Here is a 20,775-nt window from a genome sequence, read left to right as displayed (position 1 = left end):
TAACCGGCCGCAAAGAAACGACATCCCAAGGAGCCTAGCGTGAGCGAAGTGGCAAAGCTTGATCGCCAAGACATTATCGGCATCGTCACCATCGACAGTCCGCCGGTCAATGCGCTGAGTGCCGCAGTCCGCGGCGGCATCCTGGACAACGTCAAGGCGGCGATCGACGACCCCGCAATCAAGGCGATCGTGCTGACCTGCGGCGGGCGGACCTTCATCGCCGGAGCCGATATCACCGAGTTCGGCAAGCCGCCGAAGCCGCCAGCGCTCAACGACGTGCTGAGCACGATCGAGAACAGCCCCAAGCCGGTGATCGCGGCGATCCATGGCACCGCGCTCGGTGGTGGCCTCGAAGTGGCGCTGGCCTGTCATTACCGTGTCGCCACCAAGGACTCGAAGCTCGGCCTGCCCGAGGTCAAGCTCGGCCTGCTGCCGGGCGCCGGCGGCACGCAACGCCTGCCGCGTGCGGTCGGTCCGGAGCTCGCGGTCAAGATGATCGTCGGCGGCGACCCGATCGGCGCTGCGGAGGCGCTCAAGTCGGGACTGATCGAGGAGATCGTCGAGGGGCCGGCGTCCGGCGGTGTCGATTTTGCGCGCAAGGTGGTGGCGGAGAACCGTCCGCTGCGCAAGCTGCGGGATGACGATTCGAAGATCGCCGCAGCCAAGGCCGATCGTTCGATCTTCACCAATGCGGTGGCCGCGATCACCAAGAAGTCGCGCGGACTTGAAGCGCCGTTCGCGGCGGCCGATGCGGTCGGCTACGCGATCGATCTGCCGTTCGACGAAGGCCTCAAGCGCGAGCGCGAAGGATTCCTCAAGCTCGTTGCCAGCGACCAGTCGAAGGCGCAGCGCTATGCGTTCTTCGCCGAGCGCGAGGCGGCCAAGATTGCCGGCGTGCCCGAGGGCACCAAGGGCCGCAAGGTCGAGCGCGTCGCCATCATCGGCGCCGGCACCATGGGCGGCGGCATCGCGATGTCGTTCGCCAATGCCGGTATTCCGGTCACCTTGATCGAGACCGCCGAGGAGCAGCTCAAGCGCGGCATGGGCATCATGCAGAAGAACTGGGAGGCCACCGCCGCGCGCGGCGGCATCCCGGCGGATGCGCCGGCCAAGCGCATGGCGCTGATCGACGGCAAGGTCGGCCTGGAGAACGTCAAGGACGCCGACCTCGTGATCGAGGCCGTGTTCGAGACCATGGCGGTGAAGAAGGAAGTGTTCGGCAAGCTCGATCAGTACGCCAAGCCGGGCGCGGTGCTGGCCTCCAACACCTCTTATCTGAACATCGACGCCATCGCCGCCGAGACCAGCCGTCCGCAGGACGTGCTCGGCATGCACTTCTTCTCGCCGGCCAACGTCATGAAGCTGTGCGAGATCGTGCGCGCCGACAAGACCGCGCCGGACGCGCTCGTCACGGCGGTGTCGATCGCGCGCAAGATCGCCAAGGTGCCGGCCGTGGTCGGCGTCTGCGACGGCTTCGTCGGCAACCGCATGCTGGCGCAGCGCGGCAAGCAGGCCGAGAAGCTGCTGTTCGAAGGCGCGCTGCCGCAGCAGGTCGATGCCGTCGTCACCAAGTTCGGCATGCCGATGGGCCCGTTCGCGATGGGCGATCTCGCCGGCCTCGACATCGGCTGGCGCTCGCGCAAGGACAGGGGCATCAAGAGCGAGATCGCGGATGCGCTGTGCGAAGCCGGCCGCTTCGGCCAGAAGACCGGTAAGGGCTACTACAAATACGAAGCCGGCTCGCGTGCGCCGCTGCCGGATCCGGACGTCGAGAAGCTGATCGACGAGACCCTCGCCAAGCTCGGCCTCAAGCGCCGCGCCGTCAGCGACGAGGAGATCCTCGAGCGCATGATGTATCCGATGATCAACGAGGGCGCGAAGATCCTCGCCGAGGGCATCGCCGCGCGGCCGTCCGACATCGACGTGGTCTGGCTGTATGGCTATGGCTGGCCGATCTATCGCGGCGGCCCGATGTACTGGGCCGACAGCGTCGGCCTGAAGCACATCGCCGAGCGGCTGGCGTTCTACGCGAAGGAGACCAACGACCCGTCGCTGGAGCCGGCCCCGCTGCTGAAGCGGCTCGCGGATGAAGGCAAGACCTTCGCTTCGCTGGCTCAGGGTAAGGCCGCTTGAAGCGGCCACGCTGTAGCTCCGCGTACGGCTCGACTCCCCTCCCCCTTGCGGGGAGGGGTCGGGGGTGGGGGTCCACACAGGCAGTCTCCCCCGGGGCGCCCCCCCTCCCTGACCCTCCCCCACAAGGGGGGAGGGAACGGAAGCAGCGGGGCTATCTTACGCCAACGGAAGTTGAGCTTGCATGACCCATCCCGGCGAACAGTTCTATCCCGAAGGCGTCCGCTGGGACGCGCCGATCGCGCGCGGCACCTTGCCGGATCTGCTGGCGAAGTCCGTGAGCGACTTCGGCGATCGCCATGCGCTGGAATTCCGCGATCGTCCGATCAGTTTCAATCAGCTCGCCGGCCACGTTGACCAGGCCGCCGCCGCGTTCCTGCGCGCCGGTTTCGGCAAGGGGGCCTCGATCGCGCTGTTCCTCGGCAACTCGCCGGACCATCCGATCAATTTCTTCGGCGCGCTCAAGGCCGGCGCCCGTGTCGTGCATCTGTCGCCGCTCGACGGCGAGATCGCGCTGTCGCACAAGCTCAGCGACTCCGGCGCGCGCATCCTGGTGACGTCGAACCTGTCGGCGCTGCTGCCGATGGCGCTGAAGTTTTTGGCGAAGGGGCTGCTCGACCGTCTGATCGTCTGCGAGGATGATCATTGGGGCAAGGCCGGCACGCCACAGACGGCGCTGCCGGATCATCCGGCGGTGATCACGCATCGCGCGTTCGTCGAAGGCGCCGTGCCCCCCGCAGCGTGGCCTGCAATTTCGCCCGACGACATCGCGCTCCTGCAATACACCGGCGGCACCACCGGCCTGCCCAAGGGCGCGATGCTGACGCACGGCAATCTCACCTCCGCCGTCTCGATCATCGAGATCTGGAGCCGCGCCACGCGGACCCAGCATGACGGCGGCGACCGTGTCATCTGCGTGCTGCCGCTGTTCCACATCTACGCACTGACCGTCGTGCTGCTGACCGCGCTGCGCATCGGCAGCCTGGTCTCGCTGCATCAGCGCTTCGATCTCGAGGCCGTGATGCGCGACATCGAGGTCAAGCGCGCGACCTATTTCCCGGGCGTGCCGACGATGTGGATCGCGATCGCCAACCTGCCCGATCTCGACAAGCGCGATCTGTCGTCGCTCACCAGCGTCGGCTCGGGCGGCGCGCCGCTGCCCGTCGAGGTCGCACGCATCCTGGAGCGCCGCGTCGGCATGAAGCTGAAGAGCGGCTGGGGCATGACCGAGACCTGCTCGCCCGGCACCAGCCATCCCAAGGAGGGGCCGGAGAAGCCGGGCTCGATCGGTATCGCGCTGCCCGGCATCGAGATGGACGTGGTGTCGCTGGAAGATCCCTCGAGGGTGCTCGGCATCAACGAGGTCGGCGAAATCCGCGTCAAGGGGCCGAACGTCACCAGGGGCTATTGGAACCGGCCGGAAGAATCGGCACAATCCTTCGTCGGCGATCACTTCCTCACCGGCGACATCGGCTATGTCGATGCCGACGGCTTCTACTTCCTGGTCGACCGCAAGAAGGACATGATCATCTCCGGCGGCTTCAACGTCTATCCGCAGATGATCGAGCAGGCGATCTACACCCATCCTGCCGTTCAGGAGGTGATCGTGATCGGCATTCCCGATGCCTATCGCGGCGAGGCGGCCAAGGCGTTCATCAAGCTGCGCGACGGCTTCGCGCCGTTCCCGGTCGAGGAGCTCCGCACCTTCCTCACCGGCAAGCTCGGCAAGCACGAACTGCCGGCGGCGGTCGAGTTCGTCGACGAACTGCCGCGCACGCCGGTCGGTAAATTGTCGCGCCACGAATTGCGCCAGCAGCAATCATCCACATCTCACAGCCAACACCACTAACAACAACAGGAGGTCGCCCATGACCGATGCCGTCATCGTTTCCACCGCCCGCACGCCGATCGGCAAGGCCTATCGCGGCGCGCTCAACGCCACCGGCGGCGCCACGCTGCTCGGCCACGCCATCGGCGAGGCCGTCAAGCGCGCCAAGGTCGATCCGGCCGAGGTCGAGGACGTCGTGATGGGCGCGGCCCTGCAGCAGGGCTCGACCGGCGGCAACATCGCGCGCAAGGCGCTCTTGCGCGCCGGCCTGCCGGTGTCGGTCGGCGGCACCACCATCGACCGCCAATGCGCCTCGGGCCTGCAGGCGATCGCGCTCGCGGCGCGTTCGGTGATCTTTGACGGCGTCGAGATCGCGGTCGGCGGCGGCGGCGAGTCGATCTCGCTGGTCCAGAACGACAAGATGAACGCGTTCCAGGCGACGGACCCGGCGCTGCTCGAGATCAAGGGCGACGTCTACATGCCGATGATCGACACCGCCGAAATCGTCGCCAAGCGCTACGGCATCTCGCGCGAGCGCCAGGACGAATATGCGCTCGAAAGCCAGCGCCGGACCGCTGCCGCGCAGCAGGGCGGCAAGTTCAACGACGAGCTGGCGCCGATCTCGACCAAGATGGCGGTGACCGACAAGGCGACCGGCAACATCTCGTTCAAGGACATCACCCTGTCGCAGGACGAGGGTCCGCGTCCCGAGACGACGGCCGAAGGTCTTGCCGGCCTCAAGGCCGTGCGCGGCGACGGCTTCTCGATCACCGCCGGCAATGCCAGCCAGTTGTCAGACGGCGCCTCGGCCTGCGTGATCATGAGCGACGCCACCGCCGCCAAGCGCGGCCTGCAGCCGCTCGGCATCTTCCGCGGCTTCGTCGCGCATGGCTGCGAGCCGGACGAGATGGGCATCGGCCCGGTGTTCGCGGTGCCGCGCCTGCTCAAGCGCCATGGCCTCACGGTCGACGACATCGGCCTGTGGGAGCTCAACGAGGCGTTTGCGGTGCAGGTGCTGTACTGCCGCGACAAGCTGGGCATCGACCCCGACAAGATCAACGTCAATGGCGGCGCGATCTCGGTCGGCCATCCCTACGGCATGTCGGGCGCGCGCCTCACCGGCCACGCGCTGATCGAAGGCCGCCGCCGCAAGGCCAAGTACGCCGTCGTCACCATGTGCGTCGGCGGCGGCATGGGCGCCGCCGGCCTGTTCGAGGTGTTGCAATAATACTTGAAATGCCGCGCGAACCTCGCGCGGCATTTCAAACAGGTGTCGTCCCGGACAAGCCCGCAAGCGCAACGCGCTTGCGGGCGCAGATCCGGGACCCATACCGCGTGATGTCGCTTGAGGCACGGTGGCAGATGCCTGTGCTCCCAACGACAGCCGGTGGTTATGGGTCCCGGCTTTCGCCGGGACGACGAAACGAACGATCGAGATACTAACGGGAGGATCCAATGGATCTTGCATTCACGAAGGAAGAGCAGGCGTTCCGCGAGGACGTGCGGCAGTTCTTCAGGGACAACGTGCCCGCGGAGACGCGCCGGAAGATGATCGAGGGCCGGCATCTGTCGAAGGACGAGATGGTGACCTGGTGGCGCATCCTCAACAAGAAGGGCTGGGGCGTCTCGCATTGGCCGACGGAATATGGCGGCACCGGCTGGAGCTCGGTGCAGCACTACATCTTCAACGAGGAGCTGCAGGCCTATCCGGCGCCGCAGCCGCTCGCCTTCGGCGTCAGCATGGTCGGCCCGGTCATCTACACCTTCGGCAATGAGGAGCAGAAGAAGAAGTACCTGCCGCGCATCGCCAATGTCGACGATTGGTGGTGCCAGGGCTTCTCCGAGCCGGGCTCGGGCTCAGACCTCGCCTCGCTGAAGACCAAGGCCGAGCGCCGCGGCGACAAGTGGATCATCAACGGCCAGAAGACCTGGACCACGCTTGCCCAGCACGCCGACATGATCTTCTGCCTGTGCCGCACCGATCCCTCCGCCAAGAAGCAGATGGGCATCTCCTTCATCGTCTTCAGCATGAAGTCGAAGGGCGTCACGGTGCGGCCGATCCAGACCATCGACGGCGGCCACGAGGTCAATGAGGTGTTCTTCGACGACGTCGAGGTGCCCATCGAGAACCTGATCGGCGAGGAGAACAAGGGCTGGGACTACGCGAAATTCCTGCTCGGCAATGAGCGCACCGGCATCGCCCGCGTCGGCGTCTCCAAGGAGCGCATCCGCCGCATCAAGGAGCTCGCCGCCAAGATCGAGGCGGGCGGCCGCCCGGTGCTGGAAGACCCGTCGTTCCGCGAGAAGCTCACCGCCTGCGAGGTCGAGCTGAAGGCGCTGGAGCTGACGCAGCTGCGCGTCGTCGCCGACGAGGGCAAGCACGGCAAGGGCAAGCCCAACCCGGCCTCCTCGGTGCTGAAGATCAAGGGCTCCGAGATCCAGCAGACCACCACCGAGCTGCTGATGGAGGTGATCGGCCCGTTCGCCGCGCCCTATGATGTCCATGGCGACGACGACAGCAACGAGACCATGGATTGGACCGCCCAGATCGCGCCGAGCTACTTCAACAACCGCAAGGTCTCGATCTACGGCGGCTCCAACGAGATCCAGCGCAACATCATCGCCAAGGCGGTGCTGGGGCTCTGAGCCGAGGTGGTTCGACACACACAACTGTCGTCCCCCGCGGAGGCGGGGGACCCAGTACGCCGCGGCAGTCGTGGCAAATCACAACCGCCGCGGCGTACTGGATCCCCGCTTTCGCGGGGATGACAGGGGAATGAATGGCGACAACGGCGCCGACAACAAACGCACGCGTTTCGAGAGAGCAACTCACATGGATTTTGATCTCACCGAGGAGCAGCGTCTCCTCAAGGACAGCATCGACGGCCTGCTGGCGGATGCCTATGATTTCGACAAGCGCAAGCTGTACATGAAGGAGAAGGGCGGCTGGAGCCAGGCGATCTGGTCCAAGCTCGCCGAGCAGGGCCTGCTCGGTCTGCCGTTCTCGGAAGAAGACGGCGGTTTCGGCGCCGGCGGCGTCGAGACCATGATCGTGATGGAGGCGATGGGCCGGGCGCTGGTGCTCGAGCCGTATCTCGCGACCGTGGTGCTGTCGGGCGGCTTCCTTCGCCATGGCGGCTCGGCGGCGCAGAAGGCGGCGCATCTGCCGGGAATCATCGACGGCAGCAAGACGTTCGCGTTCGCCCAGCTCGAGAAGCAGTCGCGCTACGACCTGTTCGACGTCGCCACCTCCGCCAAGAAGAAGGGCGACGGCTGGGTCGTCGACGGTGAGAAGTTCGTCGTGCTCAACGGCGAGAACGCCGACACCTTGATCGTGACCGCGCGCACCTCCGGCGGCCAGCGCGACAAGTCGGGCATCGGCGTGTTCATCGTGCCGGCCGACGCCAAGGGCGTCACCCGCAAGGGCTATCCGACCCAGGACGGCCTGCATGCCGCCGACATCACCTTCACCGGTGTCGAGGTCGGTGCTGACGCCGTCATCGGCGATCCGGCCAACGCCCTGCCGCTGATCGAGCGCGTCGTCGACGAGGCCCGCATCGCGCTGTGCGCGGAAGCCGTCGGCCTGATGGACGAGTCGCTCAAGACCACGGTCGAGTACATCAAGACCCGCAAGCAGTTCGGCGTCGCGATCGGCTCGTTCCAGTCGCTGCAGCACCGGGCGTCCGACATGTTCGTGGCGCTGGAGCAGGCCCGCTCGATGTCGATGTTCGCCACGATGGCCGCCGAGTTCGACGATGCCAAGGAGCGCGCCACCTCGATCGCGGCGGCCAAGGTGCAGATCGGCAAGTCGGCCAAGTTCGTCGGCCAGCAGGCGATCCAGCTCCACGGCGGCATCGGCATGACGATGGAGGCCAAGATCGGCCACTACTTCAAGCGCCTGTCGATGATCGAGCTGACCTTCGGCGACACCGACCACCACATGCGCCGCGTCAGCGAGGCGGGTGGGCTGATCTGACCCCACGACGTCATTCCGGGGCACGCGCGCATGCGCGTGAACCCGGAATCTCGATGTTGTTATAATAACCGCCACGCCCCGCGAAAGCGGGGCATCCAGTATTCGCCGGCGTCGTGGCTCAATCAAAGCCGCCGCAGCGTACTGGATCGCCCGGTCGAGCCAGGCGATGACGGCGGAGTGTGAGGATGCCGCGGAGGAGCGACAAATGACCCCCAACCCCTTCAACCTCGCCGGCCAGGTCGCTGTCGTCACCGGCTCCAGTCGCGGCATCGGCCGGGCGTCGGCGGAGCTGCTGGCGCAGCTCGGCGCCAAGGTCGTGATCTCCAGCCGCAAGGCGGACGCCTGCGAGGATGTCGCGAGCGGCATCCGCGCCCATGGCGGCGACGCGCATGTCATCCCCTGCAACATCTCGCGCCGGCCTGAGGTCGACGCGCTGATCGACGGCGCCGTCAAGCATTACGGCCAGGTCGACATCCTCGTCTGCAACGCCGCGGTCAACCCGTATTACGGCCCGTTGCTCGACATCACCGACGAGGCCTTCGACAAGATCATGGCCTCCAACGTGAAGAGCAACCTCTGGCTCTGCGCCAAGGCGATTCCGCCCATGGCTGCGCGAGGGAAGGGCTCGGTCATCATCGTCTCCTCGATCGGCGGCCTGCGCGGCTCGACCGTGATCGGCGCCTATGGCATCTCCAAGGCGGCCGACTTTTCGCTGTGCCGCAGCCTCGCCGGCGAATGGGGTCCGCAAGGCGTGCGCGTCAATTGCGTCGCGCCGGGCCTGGTCAAGACCGATTTCGCCCGCGCGCTGTGGGAGGACGAAGCTCGCCTCAAGCAGCGCTGCGCGACGACACCGCTACGCCGGATCGGCGAGCCGCACGAGATCGCCGGCGCCGTGGCCTACCTGGCCTCGGATGCGTCAACCTTCATGACGGGCCAGACCATCGTGGTGGATGGCGGCGTGACGACGGCAGCGGTGTAGCCTCTCGTGCCTAAGCGGCGGCGCTGATGTGGTGTTCACCCTCCCCTGGAGGGGGAGGGTCGCCTCGCGCCGAGCGAAGCGAGACGTGAGGCGGGGTGGGGTGATCTCTCCACAAGCACCTGCGCTTGCGGCTTCACCCCACCCCGTCTCGCATTCCGCTGCGCTTCATGCGACCCGACCCTCCCCCTCCAGGGGAGGGTGAACACCGCATGTGCGGCTCCACCTTGACCTCGTGCCCATGATCCGCTTGCTTGTCGGCCCAACGTCGTCAACTGCCCGGGAAGAAACCCCATGTCCTTCGTGCTGGCCATCGATCAGGGCACCACGTCCTCGCGCGCGATGGTGTTCCGCTCAGACATCTCGATCGCCGCCGTGGCGCAGCAGGAATTCCCGCAGCATTTCCCGGCGTCGGGCTGGGTCGAGCACGAGCCGGAGGACATCTGGACCTCGACCGTGATGACCTGCCGCGACGCGCTGGAGAAGGCGGGGCTGACGGCCGGGGACATCGCCGCGATCGGCATCACCAACCAGCGCGAGACCACCGTGGTGTGGGACCGCGCCACCGGCCAGGCCGTCCACCGCGCCATCGTCTGGCAGGACCGCCGCACCGCCGACATCTGCGCGCGACTTAAAGCAGAAGGCCACGAACCGGCCGTCAGCGCCAGGACCGGCCTGATCATCGACCCCTATTTCTCCGGCACCAAGGTGGCCTGGATTCTCGACCACGTGCCGGGCGCGCGCGAGCGCGCCGAGCGCGGCGAGCTGCTGTTCGGCACCGTCGACTGTTACCTGCTGTGGCGGCTCACCGGCGGCAAGGTGCATGCGACCGACGCCACCAATGCCTCGCGCACGCTGCTGTTCAACATCCACGGCGGCGTGTGGGACGATGCGCTGCTCGAGCTGTTGCGCGTGCCGCGCTCGATGCTGCCCGAGGTCAAGGACTCCTCGGCCGATTTCGGCACCACCATGCCCGATTTGTTCGGCGGCCCGATCAAGGTCGCAGGCATCGCCGGCGACCAGCAGGCCGCGACCATCGGCCAGGCCTGCTTCACGCCGGGCATGATGAAGTCGACCTACGGCACCGGCTGCTTCGCGCTGCTCAACACCGGCGCCACCCCGGTGAAGTCGAACAACAAGCTGCTGACCACCATCGCCTATCAGTTGAACGGTGAGCGCACCTATGCGCTCGAAGGCTCGATCTTCGTGGCCGGCTCGGCGGTGCAGTGGCTGCGCGACGGCCTCGGCATCATCAGGCACGCCGCGGAGACCGGCCCGCTCGCCGACAAGTCCGACTCGATGCAGTCGGTCTATCTGGTGCCGGCCTTCGTCGGCCTGGGCGCGCCCTATTGGAATCCGCGCGTCCGCGGCGCGCTGTTCGGCCTGACCCGCAACACCGGGCCCGCCGAGCTCGCGCATGCCACGCTCGAGAGCGTCTGCTACCAGACCTACGATTTGTGGGCGGCAATGCGCGCCGACTGGCCGGATGCGTCGGCGGCGACGATCGTGCTGCGTGTCGACGGCGGCATGACGGCGTCGGACTGGACCATGCAGCGCCTCGCCGACCTGCTCGACGCGCCGGTCGACCGTCCGATGATCCAGGAGACGACGGCGTTAGGGGCCGCCTATCTCGCCGGCCTCCACGCCGGCGTGTATCCCGAGCCGGAGAAGTTCGCCGACAACTGGCGGCTCGAGCACCGCTTCAAGCCGGCGATGAGCGCCGCGACCCGCCAGCGCAAGCTCGCCGGCTGGGCCCGCGCCGTGAAGGGCGTGCTGGCGAGCGACGAAGGCGAGTAGGGGGCGTCAAGAAACCATGCTGTGATGCGCGGGCTTGTATCGGCGTCACCGGCTGGATGGAGGTCTCGATGCCGCGTCCCGTTCTCTCGCCCTTTCACATGCTCGTTGTCCTGGCCGGATTTCTTCTCCCCACCGCGCCGTCGCGCGGTGAGGAGAAAATGGTGCTTGGGCCAAGGCAGTTCGAAGTCGACAAGAGTGGCGACGGCGCAGTCTTATGCGTCTGGTCAATTTATCTTTCCGTCCAGGCCCAAACGGCGATGTGTGAGCTGCCTCGGCGATCGACCGACGATGCAATCGACGAGGCGGTCGTCGCCATAGACGACTTCATCCTGGCGAATTCCTCCTTGAAACCGACACGAGCGATGCTGGACGAGTTCAAGCGCCGCGCTGCTTCGGCGGATATCGCGCAAGGGCAGCGACGAGGACTCCAAATTCACTGCCGAAGTTCTGATCTTGAGCGCTTCCGCAGCATTGCTCCCGAGCAACTCCGGGCCTCGGTGAAGAAGCTCCTCGCGAACCCGCGCGAGCCGGTCATGAACCCCTGTCTTTGACGAAAAGTTCTGACATTCTCAGAATCGGCACACCTCACGCTCCTCCACCGCACTTCCGGCAAGCGCATGTGCGGAAGGCACAAACAGATGGGACTCATCATGGCCATTCCGGACGGCACTTTCGACGTCCCGCCCGGCAAGATCGCCGCCGTCGTCACCTCGCTCGAGATGTTGGCGGCGCCGGTGTTGCCGCCCGACCCGGTCGGCGACTGGACCATTCGCCGGGTCGCGCAGCCGGGCCTGGATTGGTACCGCGACCTCTACACGCGCGTCGGCCGTGAATGGCTGTGGTCGCAGCGCCTGCGGATGAATGACGCCGAGCTTGCGGCAAGCATTCGCCCCGATGGCGTCGAGATCACCACGCTCGCCCATGACGGCGGCGACGAGGCCCTGCTGGAGCTCGACTTCCGCAGGAAGAACGAGTGCGAGCTGGTGCTGTTCGGGGTCACCGCGAAGCTGATCGGCACCGGCGCCGGCCGGCTGCTGATGAACCACGCGCTGCGCCGCGCCTGGGCGCGGCCGCTCGGCCGGCTGTGGGTTCACACCTGCAGCTTCGACCATCCGCGCGCGCTGGCGTTCTACCAGCGCTCCGGCTTTCGCCCCTATCGGCGGCAGGTCGAGATCGCTCCCGACCCGCGGCTCGACGGCATCCTGCCGCGCGATGTCGCCGCGCATGTGCCGCTGATCGACTGAACTTGCCGGCTGACAACGCATCCGATTGACGCTTCAATGCAGCGCATCGGAGGATTCCCCATGTTCCTGATCGGCCAATACGACTCGCCCTTCGTCCGCCGCACGGCGATCGCGCTGAAGCTCTACGGCATTCCGTTCGAGCACAGGCCGTGGTCGACCTTCGGCGACGCCGACAAGATCGCGCCGTATAATCCGCTGCTGCGCGTCCCGGTGCTGGTGCGCGACGACGGCGAGGCGCTGATCGATTCAGCGGCGATTCTCGATCATCTCGACGAGACCGTGGGCCCCGACCGCGCCATGCTCGCGCGCGGCGGCGCGCTGCGCCGCAAGCAGCTGCATACGATCGCGCTCGCCACCGGACTGGGCGACAAGGCCGTCAGCCTGATCTACGAGCGCGTGCTGCGCAAGGACCGCCTGGCGCTGTGGGTCGCGCGCTGCGAGGCCCAGATCTCCGGCGTGCTGGCGATGCTCGAGGCCGAGCGCGCGGCCGTCACGACGGATTATTGGCATGGCGAACGGATCGGCCACGCCGACATCGCCGTCGCCTGCGTGCTGCGCTTCACGCGCGAAGCCCATCCGCAGCTGTTCGACGCGGCACGCCATCCGGCGCTCGCCGCCCACGCTGCCCGCTGCGAGGCGCTGCCGCCGTTCCAGGAGATCGTCCAGCCGCTGGCCCCGCCGAGCGGCGATTGAGGCGTCCGATGGCAGCAGTCGGCCGGTCGCTCGGGCTTGCCTCGCCGGGCGGCTTACCCTATCGGCTAGAGAGCTGGGGCATGCCCCGCATCCTCGCGTGACCTGTCCAACGGAGCCCACCATGAGCGTGACCGCCGCCGGCATTTCCTCGATGGCCACCCGGCAGATCCTCGCCGAGCTCGCGGCCGCCTATGAGGAGGCGACGGGCGAGGTGATCACGATCGAATCCGTCGGCGGCGTCGACGCCGCCAAGCGCATCCGCGCCGGCGAGGCCTTCGACTTCGCGGTGCTGGCGTCGGACGCGCTGCAGAAGCTCGAAGCCGACGGGCATCTCGTCTCCGGCAGCATCATCGAGATCGCGGAATCGCCGATGGCCATGGCCGTGCGCACGGGCACCCCGAAGCCCGATCCGCTTGATGAGGCGGCCGTGCGCAAGGCCATGGAGAACGCCAAGGCGATCGGCATCTCCACGGGGCCGAGCGGCACCCATGTGCAGAAGCTTGCCCGCGACTGGGGCATGGAAGGCGAGGGGGCCTCCCGCCTGGTTCAGGCCAAGCCCGGCATCCCCGTCGCAAAGCTGCTCGCCGACGGCGAGGTCGATGTCGGCTTCCAGCAGCTCAGCGAAATGCTCGGCGCGCCCGGCATCGAGATCGTCGGCCTGCTGCCCGAGGCGCTGCAGCCGGGCACCGTGTTCGCCGCGGCGCTGTGCAAGGCCGGCGCCCACGCCGAGGCCGCGCGCGCCTTCATCGAATATCTCGTCTCCGAGGAGACCGCCGAGACCAAGCGCCAGCACGGCATGATTCCGGTGTGAGCCGGCGCCGCGGCGGCGGAGTTCCGCAAGCCCTGCTGAAAAACATTCCGACATCTGTCGTCTCGGCGACCGGCGGCGCGTCTTCCAGATGAAATCTGCAGGAGACGCAAGATGAGCACGTCGTACTATCGCTGGGTGATCGTGGCGGCTGGAGGCGTGCTCGGCTGCGTCGCCGTCGGCGGCCTGTTCTCGCTGCCGGTGTTCCTCAAGCCGATGGCCGCCGCGACCGGCTGGTCCGTCGCCGGCATTTCCAGTGCGCTGACGATCGGCTTCCTGGCGATGGCCTGCACCAGCATGGCCTGGGGCACGCTGTCCGACCGCATCGGCCCGCGTCCCGTGCTGCTGATCGGCTCGACCCTGCTCGCCGTCAGTCTGCTGCTGGCAAGCCTGACATCGTCGCTGCTGGCGTTTCAGCTGCTGTTCGGCCTGATCGCAGGCGTCGCGACGGCGGCGATCTTCCCGCCGATCATGGCGACCGTCACCGGCTGGTTCGACACCCATCGCAGCCTGGCGGTGTCGCTGGTGTCGGCCGGCATGGGCGTGGCGCCGATGACGATGTCGCCGCTCGCGGCCTGGCTCGTCTCCAGCTATGACTGGCGCACCGCGATGCAGTGCATCGCCGCCGTCGTCGCCGTGATCATGATCCCCACGTCGCTGCTGGTGGGCCGTCCGCCCGTGTCGGCGCCCGGCGGCGCCCTCGCGCCGGGTTCCGCCGACGCGCCGCCTGAGATGACGCGATCAGCGGCGCTGCGCTCGCCGCAGTTCCTGATCCTGCTCGCCACCAATTTCTTCTGCTGCGCCACCCATTCCGGCCCGATCATCCACACCGTGAGCTATGCCGTCACCTGCGGCATCCCGCTGATGGCGGCGGTGACGATCTACAGCATCGAGGGGCTCGCCGGGCTCGGCGGCCGCATCGCCTTCGGCCTGCTCGGCGACCGGTTCGGGCCTAAGCGCGTGCTGGTGCTCGGCCTGCTCGCCCAGGCGTTCGGTGCGCTGGCCTATGTGGTGGTGCGCGACCTCGCCGCATTCTATGCCGTCGCGGCGACGTTCGGCTTCCTCTATGCCGGCACCATGCCGCTCTACGCCGCGATCGCGCGCGACAACTTCCCGTTGGGCATCATGGGCACCGTGATCGGCGGCACGGCGATGGCCGGCAGCCTGGGCATGGCGACAGGGCCCCTGGCCGGCGGCCTGATCTACGACAGCTTCGCCAGCTACACTTGGCTCTACGTCGGCTCCTGGGTGATGGGCCTCGGCGCCGTCCTGATGATGATGACGTTCAGGCCGTTGCCCAGGCCTGCGCCGCAGCAGGCCGCCGCGCAGGTGCAAGCACCGGCCTGACGCCGCTGCATCGCACCTTCACGCACGCGGTCGACATCGGACAACAACGCTTGATCCGCCCGCTGGAACGGTGATGTCCCGGCCGGGTTGGCCAAGCGTGCAGTTCAACCCGATGGAGACCCTTTCCATGAAGACAACGCAACTCGCGATTGCCACCTTCGTTGCCGTCAGCCTCGCCGCCGTGCCGCTCGCCGCGCAAGCCAAGAATTCCAAGAAGCACAACGCCGCGACGCCCACGACATCGTCGCAGACCACCGGCAGCAACATGCAGACCACCGGCAGCAGCATGAAGTCCGGCCGCGACTCCACCTCGTCGAGCCAGGGCAATGTCGGACCCGGCACCAACCAGGCGGGGAGCATGGGGAAGTAAGACTCGTCAGCTGGTCTCACGAAGCGTCGGAAAGCTCCGTGCACGGGGCTTCCGACGTTCGTCACCCATCCGCAGCGTCCCGCGCACCGTCTGCATCACACCCACGTCATTCCGGGGCAAGGCCGCAGGCCTTGAGCCCGGAATCTCGACGTTGTCTTGCCAATTCCCGCAATCTCAAATCTGCGCGTGACCTCAAGTCTGCCCGGCGCGCGACGATGGTGCAGCACTTGTCAGCCGATGGTGGCGCAAAGCCGGCGCGTCCCGCCAGCCCTCCGACCTGCATCCCACCACCGTCAGAATGGCTACTACTTCGAAGCCTCCTTGAGCTTATGCTCCAGATGCCCGGTGCCGTGATCCCGGCGCAGCTGGCTGAGCGACGTCTCGTTCAGCTGATGCAGCACGTCGCTGAGCTTGGTCGCATCCGGATAGCCGGCCGCGAACGATTTCCCGTAGATCTTGCGCAACGTGCCAACCAGCGTATTGCCGTGCTTCCTGCTGATCTCGCCATCCTTGTCCCGGTGGCGGCCGTCGAGTCCCGGCTCTTTCATGCGTCTCTCCCATGATATGCGACTTGCGCGCTTGGGGAGCAGCCTGCGCCCAATTCGCCTCATTGGCAACGCTGCGGCGCGACATCGGGTAAGGAGGAGCCAGCTGTGACGCCGCGGCACGAAAAAAAGTTGCCTTACTGAGTTGCGAATTTCAGCGTGAGAGGTTTTGTAGATTATCACAGCAATTGCCAGATGACGGCGAGAAGGGCTCGGATGAGTCCGATCGGTTCCGATCGAAGGTCGAGATTTTCAAGCTCTTGGATGCGGAGATTGATCAAGCTTCCTTGATCGATGCAAGGGGGCCAATATGATTTTGGACATCGATTGCTCATCGATCTGGAGAATTGCGTTACTAGCACCGAAAGTCCCAAATCGCGACGCAAGATGCGGACCCGCTAGCTTACGCGTCTTCGTGTTCACGCTCGCGAGCAGGATGCCAAATGCTCAACACGACGATCTCTCGCTTGGCTTCTTCAACAATGTAGTGCACGAAATAGGAGTATTTTCGTGTGACCGACTTCCGTATGCCTTCGACGCTTTGCCGTCTTCCCAGTCCTGGATAGACGGTCAACCGCTCAAGGGCGTGTAGGCTATCGGCACGCACGCGCCGGGCGGCAGCGATCGTGGAAGTAATCTGCGATCCCGCCCAAGTCTTCTACAGCTCGAGACGTCAAGCGCAGCCTCATCGATCGAAACGGCGGAAGACGGCCTGGACCTCGTCATCAGTTGCGAACTGGCCGCGTTGGGCTTGAGTCAGTCCTTCGAGGACTGACGACACATGGGCCGGGTCGATTGCCTCTGGTTCGTCCTTCATGACCTGCGAGGCTGAGCATCGCGCGGGCGATCTTGTCCTGGTCGCTCGGCGGCAGGCGGCGGATGGCTTCGACAGCTTTGTCCAAGAGCTTGGTCATGGGGCCATGATATGCGAGGTGTTCGTCGAAGCGGAACGAGCTTTGGGGCCAACGGCGCCAGCGGAGACATTCTCCGAAAGGCGATTTTCACCGCCGTCCCAATTGCTTGCTACGTTTCAAGACCTCACCGCGAAAATATTCATCTTCCATTTTTCAGAAATCGATGATCTACTCGCCCCATCCCGCCTCGTGCAGAGGGCGTACGCGTCGTCACGATACGTGAGGTGGGCTGCGGTGGACGTGGATGCGGCGCCAGACGAGCGCATGTGTCGCGGACGGCGAAGTCGTGTGGTCCCGGCCTCCCGATGCTGAGGTCAAGCCTGCGGTCGATGCGCAAGCGTCGCGCGGGCGATGGGGGCAAGAAAGCCCGGTCCCCAAGGAGAGCACGAAGGACACCGTTAAAACCAGCGCGCAGGGAGGGCCGGGTCGTCCGGCTGGACCTGTGGTACCTGCCGCCTGCATTTTTTTACGCAGGCGGGCCACGGGCCTCAGTCGAGGTCCGGCTCTCCCTGCGCCTCTCATCTTTCGAGGTGCGCGACGGATGTATTCCTCGGGCTGACGAAGCCGCGAGAATGCGACCGCATGCCCGGAGCCGCGCGCGTCCAGTCGGCGGGAAATTGCTCGTCTGACGTGATCCAGATCGTCAGGATGGTTCTAGACGCTCGGCCGGGGAGTGAACACCACATGATATGCGATGATGCCGCCAAGTGACATGTCCAACGTCGAGTTGGAAAATGACGATGCAAATCGAAATCCTGGGGTGCCCTTGCGCGTCCGAATCCGCTAATCGTCGGCAGATGCGCCGGACCTTCCTCCCGGTGACCTCAATCACACGCGAGCCGATATCTTTGCCCTCCGTTCTTCGTACGTCCTGCAGCTCGGCGCAGCGCACAACGACTTCACCAAAGCAATCCGCCGCACCAAAGAAGCCGGCCCCGCGCAAGAAGATGTCGGGCGCGCTCAAGAAGACGGAGGCCGCGCGGCCTCCAGTGTCCTCCGCATCGCCTCTGGGACTCTTGGCGCTGCACCTCGTGGCAGAGTGGCAAGGGGCAGGTCGAAGCGGCCTCGTGTTTCTGGCCAAGAACGAGCGCAGAGCCGAGCGGCTGGCGTCCGTGATTCAGGATATCGAGCCGGCGTGTGACGCGCTGGTCTATCCACGACTGAACACCTTGCCATTCGATCTGCTCGAGCCGTCGCGTGACATCGCCGGCAGGCGAACGTCCGTATTGAGGAGGCTTGCGTGTGCAAAGACGCCGATCCTGCTGATCACGACCGTGGAGGCGTTGATGGAGCGCCTTCCACTGCCGGCCGACTGGCCGCGAATTGGCTTGCTGATGCGGGTCGGCGACGCCTACTCCGAACAGCAGCTTGAGGCGCGCTTTGGTGCGCTCGGATATGACCTGGACGACAGCCCGGACTATCCCGGCGGTGTGCTGTTCCACGGAAGAACGTTCGAGATCTTTCCTGCCGGTGCCCGCGGCCCGGTCAGGGTCGAGCATTCCGGAGGCAGGATACGGCGGATTGCCGCCTTCAATCCGTTGAATCAGGAGGTGATCTCCGAGCTCAAGGAGCTTCAGATCGATCCGATGTCCGAGCGGCTGGCGTTCAAGGCACGAGCTCGGAACAAGGCCAGCCTGTTCGAGTATTGCAGGCGAGCCAGGTGGATCGCCGATGCCGAGGTGCTCAAGCACGCGGACACTTGGCTGAGCACGATCGAGGACGCGGCTCCTCGCGCGGAGCGTGATCGTGCGTATGTGAGCCGCCGCGAATGGGTCCAGGCGGCAAAGAGCATCGCTGTGTTGCCGCCGGCCGCGCCATACCGGGCAACGCCGGAGTTTTTCAAGGAATCCGCTCCCCGAAAGACCCTTCGAGCATTTATCGACGAAGTCCAGCGTGGCGGCGCGCGCGTGGTGTTTGCTGCGGCCGTCGAAGCGGATCTGCACCTGATGGCGCGGATGAGCGGGGTCAAAGCCGAGCGCGCCGCTGATTGGGCACAGGCCACCGCGAGGGGCAGGCGAGAAGTCGCATTGCTGGCTGGCTTTGACGCCGGCTTCGTCGTTCCAGGGCGCAAGCCGATCGTCGTCATCACCGCGTTCGACGTTCTCGGCAGCAGGGCCCATCAGCTGCAGCCCGCGAATTGGGCCTGGACACCTGGCTTCGAAGCCGTGGACCTGCCGGAGCTTGGATCGGTGGTCGTTCATCTGCAACGTGGATTGGCCCGGCTCGGCGGATTGCGATCGATGGGCAGCGCCGGAGTCTCTGCTCGCGAGATGGTGCGGCTGGTTTTCGCCGGGAACGATGCCGTTCTCGTGCCTCTGGCGGAGCTGGCCTTGATCTGGCCGTACGCGGCTGAGCTCGGGGACACTTCTCTGGACAAGGCTGATGGAACGACATGGCGGCCGCGGAGGGCGGCCGCCGAGACCGAGATTCATGTCGTCGCCAAGGAGCTCGCGAAGCAGCGCAGTCAGCGCCTGCGGCGGCCGGCACCGAAGCTGGTGCCGCGGCCGGCGAGCTACGAGAAATTCGTCGCGCGCTTTCCGTATTTCACCACGCCCGATCAGGCCAATGCCATCCGCGACGTTCTGGACGATCTTGCCTCGGGGCACCCGATGGACCGAATTGTCTGCGGTGACGTCGGCTTCGGCAAGACCGAGGTGGCGTTGCGCGCCGCCGCCGCCACGGTCCTCGCTGGAAGGCAGGTCGCCATTGTGGTCCCGACGACCGTGTTGGCGCGGCAGCATGTCGAGACGTTCCGCAAGCGGTTTGCTGCGCTCGGCATCGAGGTCGGCAATCTCTCGCGGATCGCCTCGACCGCCGAGGCGCGCAAGGTCCGAGAAGGCTTGAAGAGCGGGGAGCTCAAGGTCGTCGTCGGAACGCTTTCGCTGGCATCTAAGGAGGTCAAGTTTGCCGATCTGGGGCTCGTGATCATCGACGAAGAGCAGCATTTCGGGGCGGCAGACAAAGCCATGCTGTCGAGCCTCAACAAGAACGGTCACCGGCTCTGGATGAGTGCGACCCCCATTCCGCGCACGCTGGCGGCCGGCTTGACCGGCTTGCGGGATCTCAGCGTCATTGCAACGCCTCCGGTTCATCGCGTGCCGGTCGTGACCAAAGTTGCGCCCCTGTCGGATATTGCGATCGCGGCTGCCCTGGTCCGCGAGCATCGACGCAACGGTCAGAGCTTCGTGGTCTGCCCGAGGATTCAGGATCTGGATCCCATGCTCACGCGCATCCACACGCTGGCGCCCGAACTGCGGATCATGTCGCTTCACGGCAAGCTGTCTGCCGACGAGATCGACGAAAGGCTGATGGCTTTCGTCGAAGGCCAGGCGGACGTCTTGCTCGCGACCAACATCGTGGAAAGCGGACTCGACATCCCGCGCGCCAACACCATCGTGGTGTGCTGGCCGGAAAGATTTGGCCTTGCACAATTGCATCAGCTGCGCGGCCGGGTCGGGCGCGGCGGCATCCGTGCATTTGCGCATTTCTTGACCGAGGGCAGCTCCGGCCGGTCGGAACAGCGCCTGTCTGTTCTGGAGGAGCTGAACCGCCCCGGCGCCGGCTTTGCGATCAGCGCCCGCGATCTCGATCTCCGCGGTGGTGGAGACATGCTCTCGGATCGTCAGTCCGGTCATGTGCAGGTGTTTGGCCCGACTCTCTACGGCCATCTTCTGACCCTGGCTCTCGAGGGCGACCGAGACGGGATGTCCGCTCTTTGGATTCCTGAGCTGAACCTGCCGCTCGCGGAGCTTCTTCCCTCGGACTATATTCAGTCCGAGGCCGTCAGGCTCGAGATCTACGCTCGCGTCGCTCGGTGCCGCAGCGACGATCAGCTGGAGGAGCTGGAGGACGAAACGCAGCGCCGCTTCGGCACGCTACCGCTGGCGGCCAGCAACTTTTTCGCAATTGCCAAGCTCAGGATCAGTTGCAGAGAGCGCGGCATCATGCGTCTCGACGTGGGGCCGGACGCGATTGCGGCCATGCTGCTGCCGGGACGGATCCGGAGGTCGTGCTCACATCTGCTGCAACGTAATGGCAATCGGGTCATCTATGCCGGGAGGAGCAGCGAGCCTGCCTTGGAAAGAATTGAACAGTTTCTGGACCTCTTGGACGAATAGCGGATGGCACTTCGGTCGATTGCTGATGA

The 20,775-nt window shown here is 65.9% G+C and carries 15 protein-coding genes; 14 read left to right on the top strand and 1 reads right to left on the bottom strand.

Annotation, left to right across the window (positions count from 1 at the left end; all coding sequences use genetic code 11):
* The first annotated feature begins 39 nt into the window (after window positions 1–39).
* The 13 genes from QXZ94_RS21700 (at window position 40) to QXZ94_RS21640 (ending at window position 15,169) form a co-directional block, all read left to right on the top strand.
* Entirely contained in the window at window positions 40–2,133 is a 2,094-nt protein-coding gene (locus QXZ94_RS21700) for a 3-hydroxyacyl-CoA dehydrogenase NAD-binding domain-containing protein (protein WP_315722137.1), read from the top strand.
* A 181-nt stretch (window positions 2,134–2,314) separates the two neighbouring features.
* Window positions 2,315–3,979, top strand: coding sequence for a dicarboxylate--CoA ligase PimA (gene pimA, locus QXZ94_RS21695; RefSeq protein ID WP_315722136.1), 1,665 nt, complete (start codon window positions 2,315–2,317; stop codon window positions 3,977–3,979).
* A 19-nt stretch (window positions 3,980–3,998) separates the two neighbouring features.
* Window positions 3,999–5,186 carry an acetyl-CoA C-acyltransferase gene (locus tag QXZ94_RS21690; RefSeq protein ID WP_315722135.1) on the top strand — a complete coding sequence of 396 codons (1,188 nt, stop codon included), beginning with the start codon at window positions 3,999–4,001 and terminating at the stop codon, window positions 5,184–5,186.
* Between the two features lie 227 nt (window positions 5,187–5,413).
* Complete coding sequence (pimC, locus tag QXZ94_RS21685) at window positions 5,414–6,604, top strand: pimeloyl-CoA dehydrogenase large subunit (protein ID WP_315722134.1); 1,191 nt, start codon at window positions 5,414–5,416, stop codon at window positions 6,602–6,604.
* A gap of 187 nt (window positions 6,605–6,791) precedes the next feature.
* Window positions 6,792–7,934: a pimeloyl-CoA dehydrogenase small subunit gene (gene pimD / locus QXZ94_RS21680; RefSeq protein ID WP_315722133.1), complete on the top strand. Its 1,143-nt coding sequence runs from the start codon at window positions 6,792–6,794 to the stop codon at window positions 7,932–7,934.
* A 205-nt stretch (window positions 7,935–8,139) separates the two neighbouring features.
* A complete protein-coding gene (locus QXZ94_RS21675) occupies window positions 8,140–8,913 on the top strand; it encodes an SDR family oxidoreductase (protein ID WP_315722132.1) in 774 nt (257 codons plus the stop codon).
* A gap of 291 nt (window positions 8,914–9,204) precedes the next feature.
* On the top strand, window positions 9,205–10,707 hold the full coding sequence (gene glpK, locus QXZ94_RS21670; RefSeq protein WP_315722131.1) for a glycerol kinase GlpK: 1,503 nt from the start codon (window positions 9,205–9,207) through the stop codon (window positions 10,705–10,707).
* Window positions 10,708–10,775: 68 nt separating this feature from the next.
* A complete protein-coding gene (locus QXZ94_RS21665; protein WP_315722130.1) occupies window positions 10,776–11,258 on the top strand; it encodes a hypothetical protein in 483 nt (160 codons plus the stop codon).
* 99 nt (window positions 11,259–11,357) lie between these two features.
* On the top strand, window positions 11,358–11,951 hold the full coding sequence (locus QXZ94_RS21660) for a GNAT family N-acetyltransferase (RefSeq protein ID WP_315726429.1): 594 nt from the start codon (window positions 11,358–11,360) through the stop codon (window positions 11,949–11,951).
* A gap of 60 nt (window positions 11,952–12,011) precedes the next feature.
* Window positions 12,012–12,644, top strand: coding sequence for a glutathione S-transferase family protein (locus QXZ94_RS21655; protein WP_315722129.1), 633 nt, complete (start codon window positions 12,012–12,014; stop codon window positions 12,642–12,644).
* A 121-nt stretch (window positions 12,645–12,765) separates the two neighbouring features.
* Window positions 12,766–13,455, top strand: a complete 690-nt coding sequence (locus QXZ94_RS21650) for a substrate-binding domain-containing protein (RefSeq protein WP_315722128.1) — start codon at window positions 12,766–12,768, stop codon at window positions 13,453–13,455.
* Window positions 13,456–13,566: 111 nt separating this feature from the next.
* Window positions 13,567–14,799: an MFS transporter gene (locus tag QXZ94_RS21645; protein ID WP_315722127.1), complete on the top strand. Its 1,233-nt coding sequence runs from the start codon at window positions 13,567–13,569 to the stop codon at window positions 14,797–14,799.
* A gap of 127 nt (window positions 14,800–14,926) precedes the next feature.
* Window positions 14,927–15,169, top strand: coding sequence for a hypothetical protein (locus QXZ94_RS21640; protein ID WP_172111483.1), 243 nt, complete (start codon window positions 14,927–14,929; stop codon window positions 15,167–15,169).
* A 305-nt stretch (window positions 15,170–15,474) separates the two neighbouring features.
* On the opposite strand, the gene QXZ94_RS21635 is transcribed toward QXZ94_RS21640, so the two are convergent.
* Window positions 15,475–15,717, bottom strand: coding sequence for a hypothetical protein (locus QXZ94_RS21635; RefSeq protein ID WP_315722126.1), 243 nt, complete (start codon window positions 15,715–15,717; stop codon window positions 15,475–15,477).
* Between the two features lie 1,858 nt (window positions 15,718–17,575).
* Here QXZ94_RS21635 and QXZ94_RS21625 point away from each other — a divergent pair.
* Window positions 17,576–20,746, top strand: coding sequence for a DEAD/DEAH box helicase (locus tag QXZ94_RS21625; protein WP_409998803.1), 3,171 nt, complete (start codon window positions 17,576–17,578; stop codon window positions 20,744–20,746).
* Window positions 20,747–20,775 lie beyond the last annotated feature (29 nt).

The organism is Bradyrhizobium sp. SZCCHNS2022, assembly GCF_032377575.1.
Taxonomy (GTDB): Bacteria; Pseudomonadota; Alphaproteobacteria; order Rhizobiales; family Xanthobacteraceae; genus Bradyrhizobium; species Bradyrhizobium aeschynomenes.
Note: the sequence above shows the minus strand (reverse complement) of the source record. Positions and strands in the feature narration are given on the sequence as shown.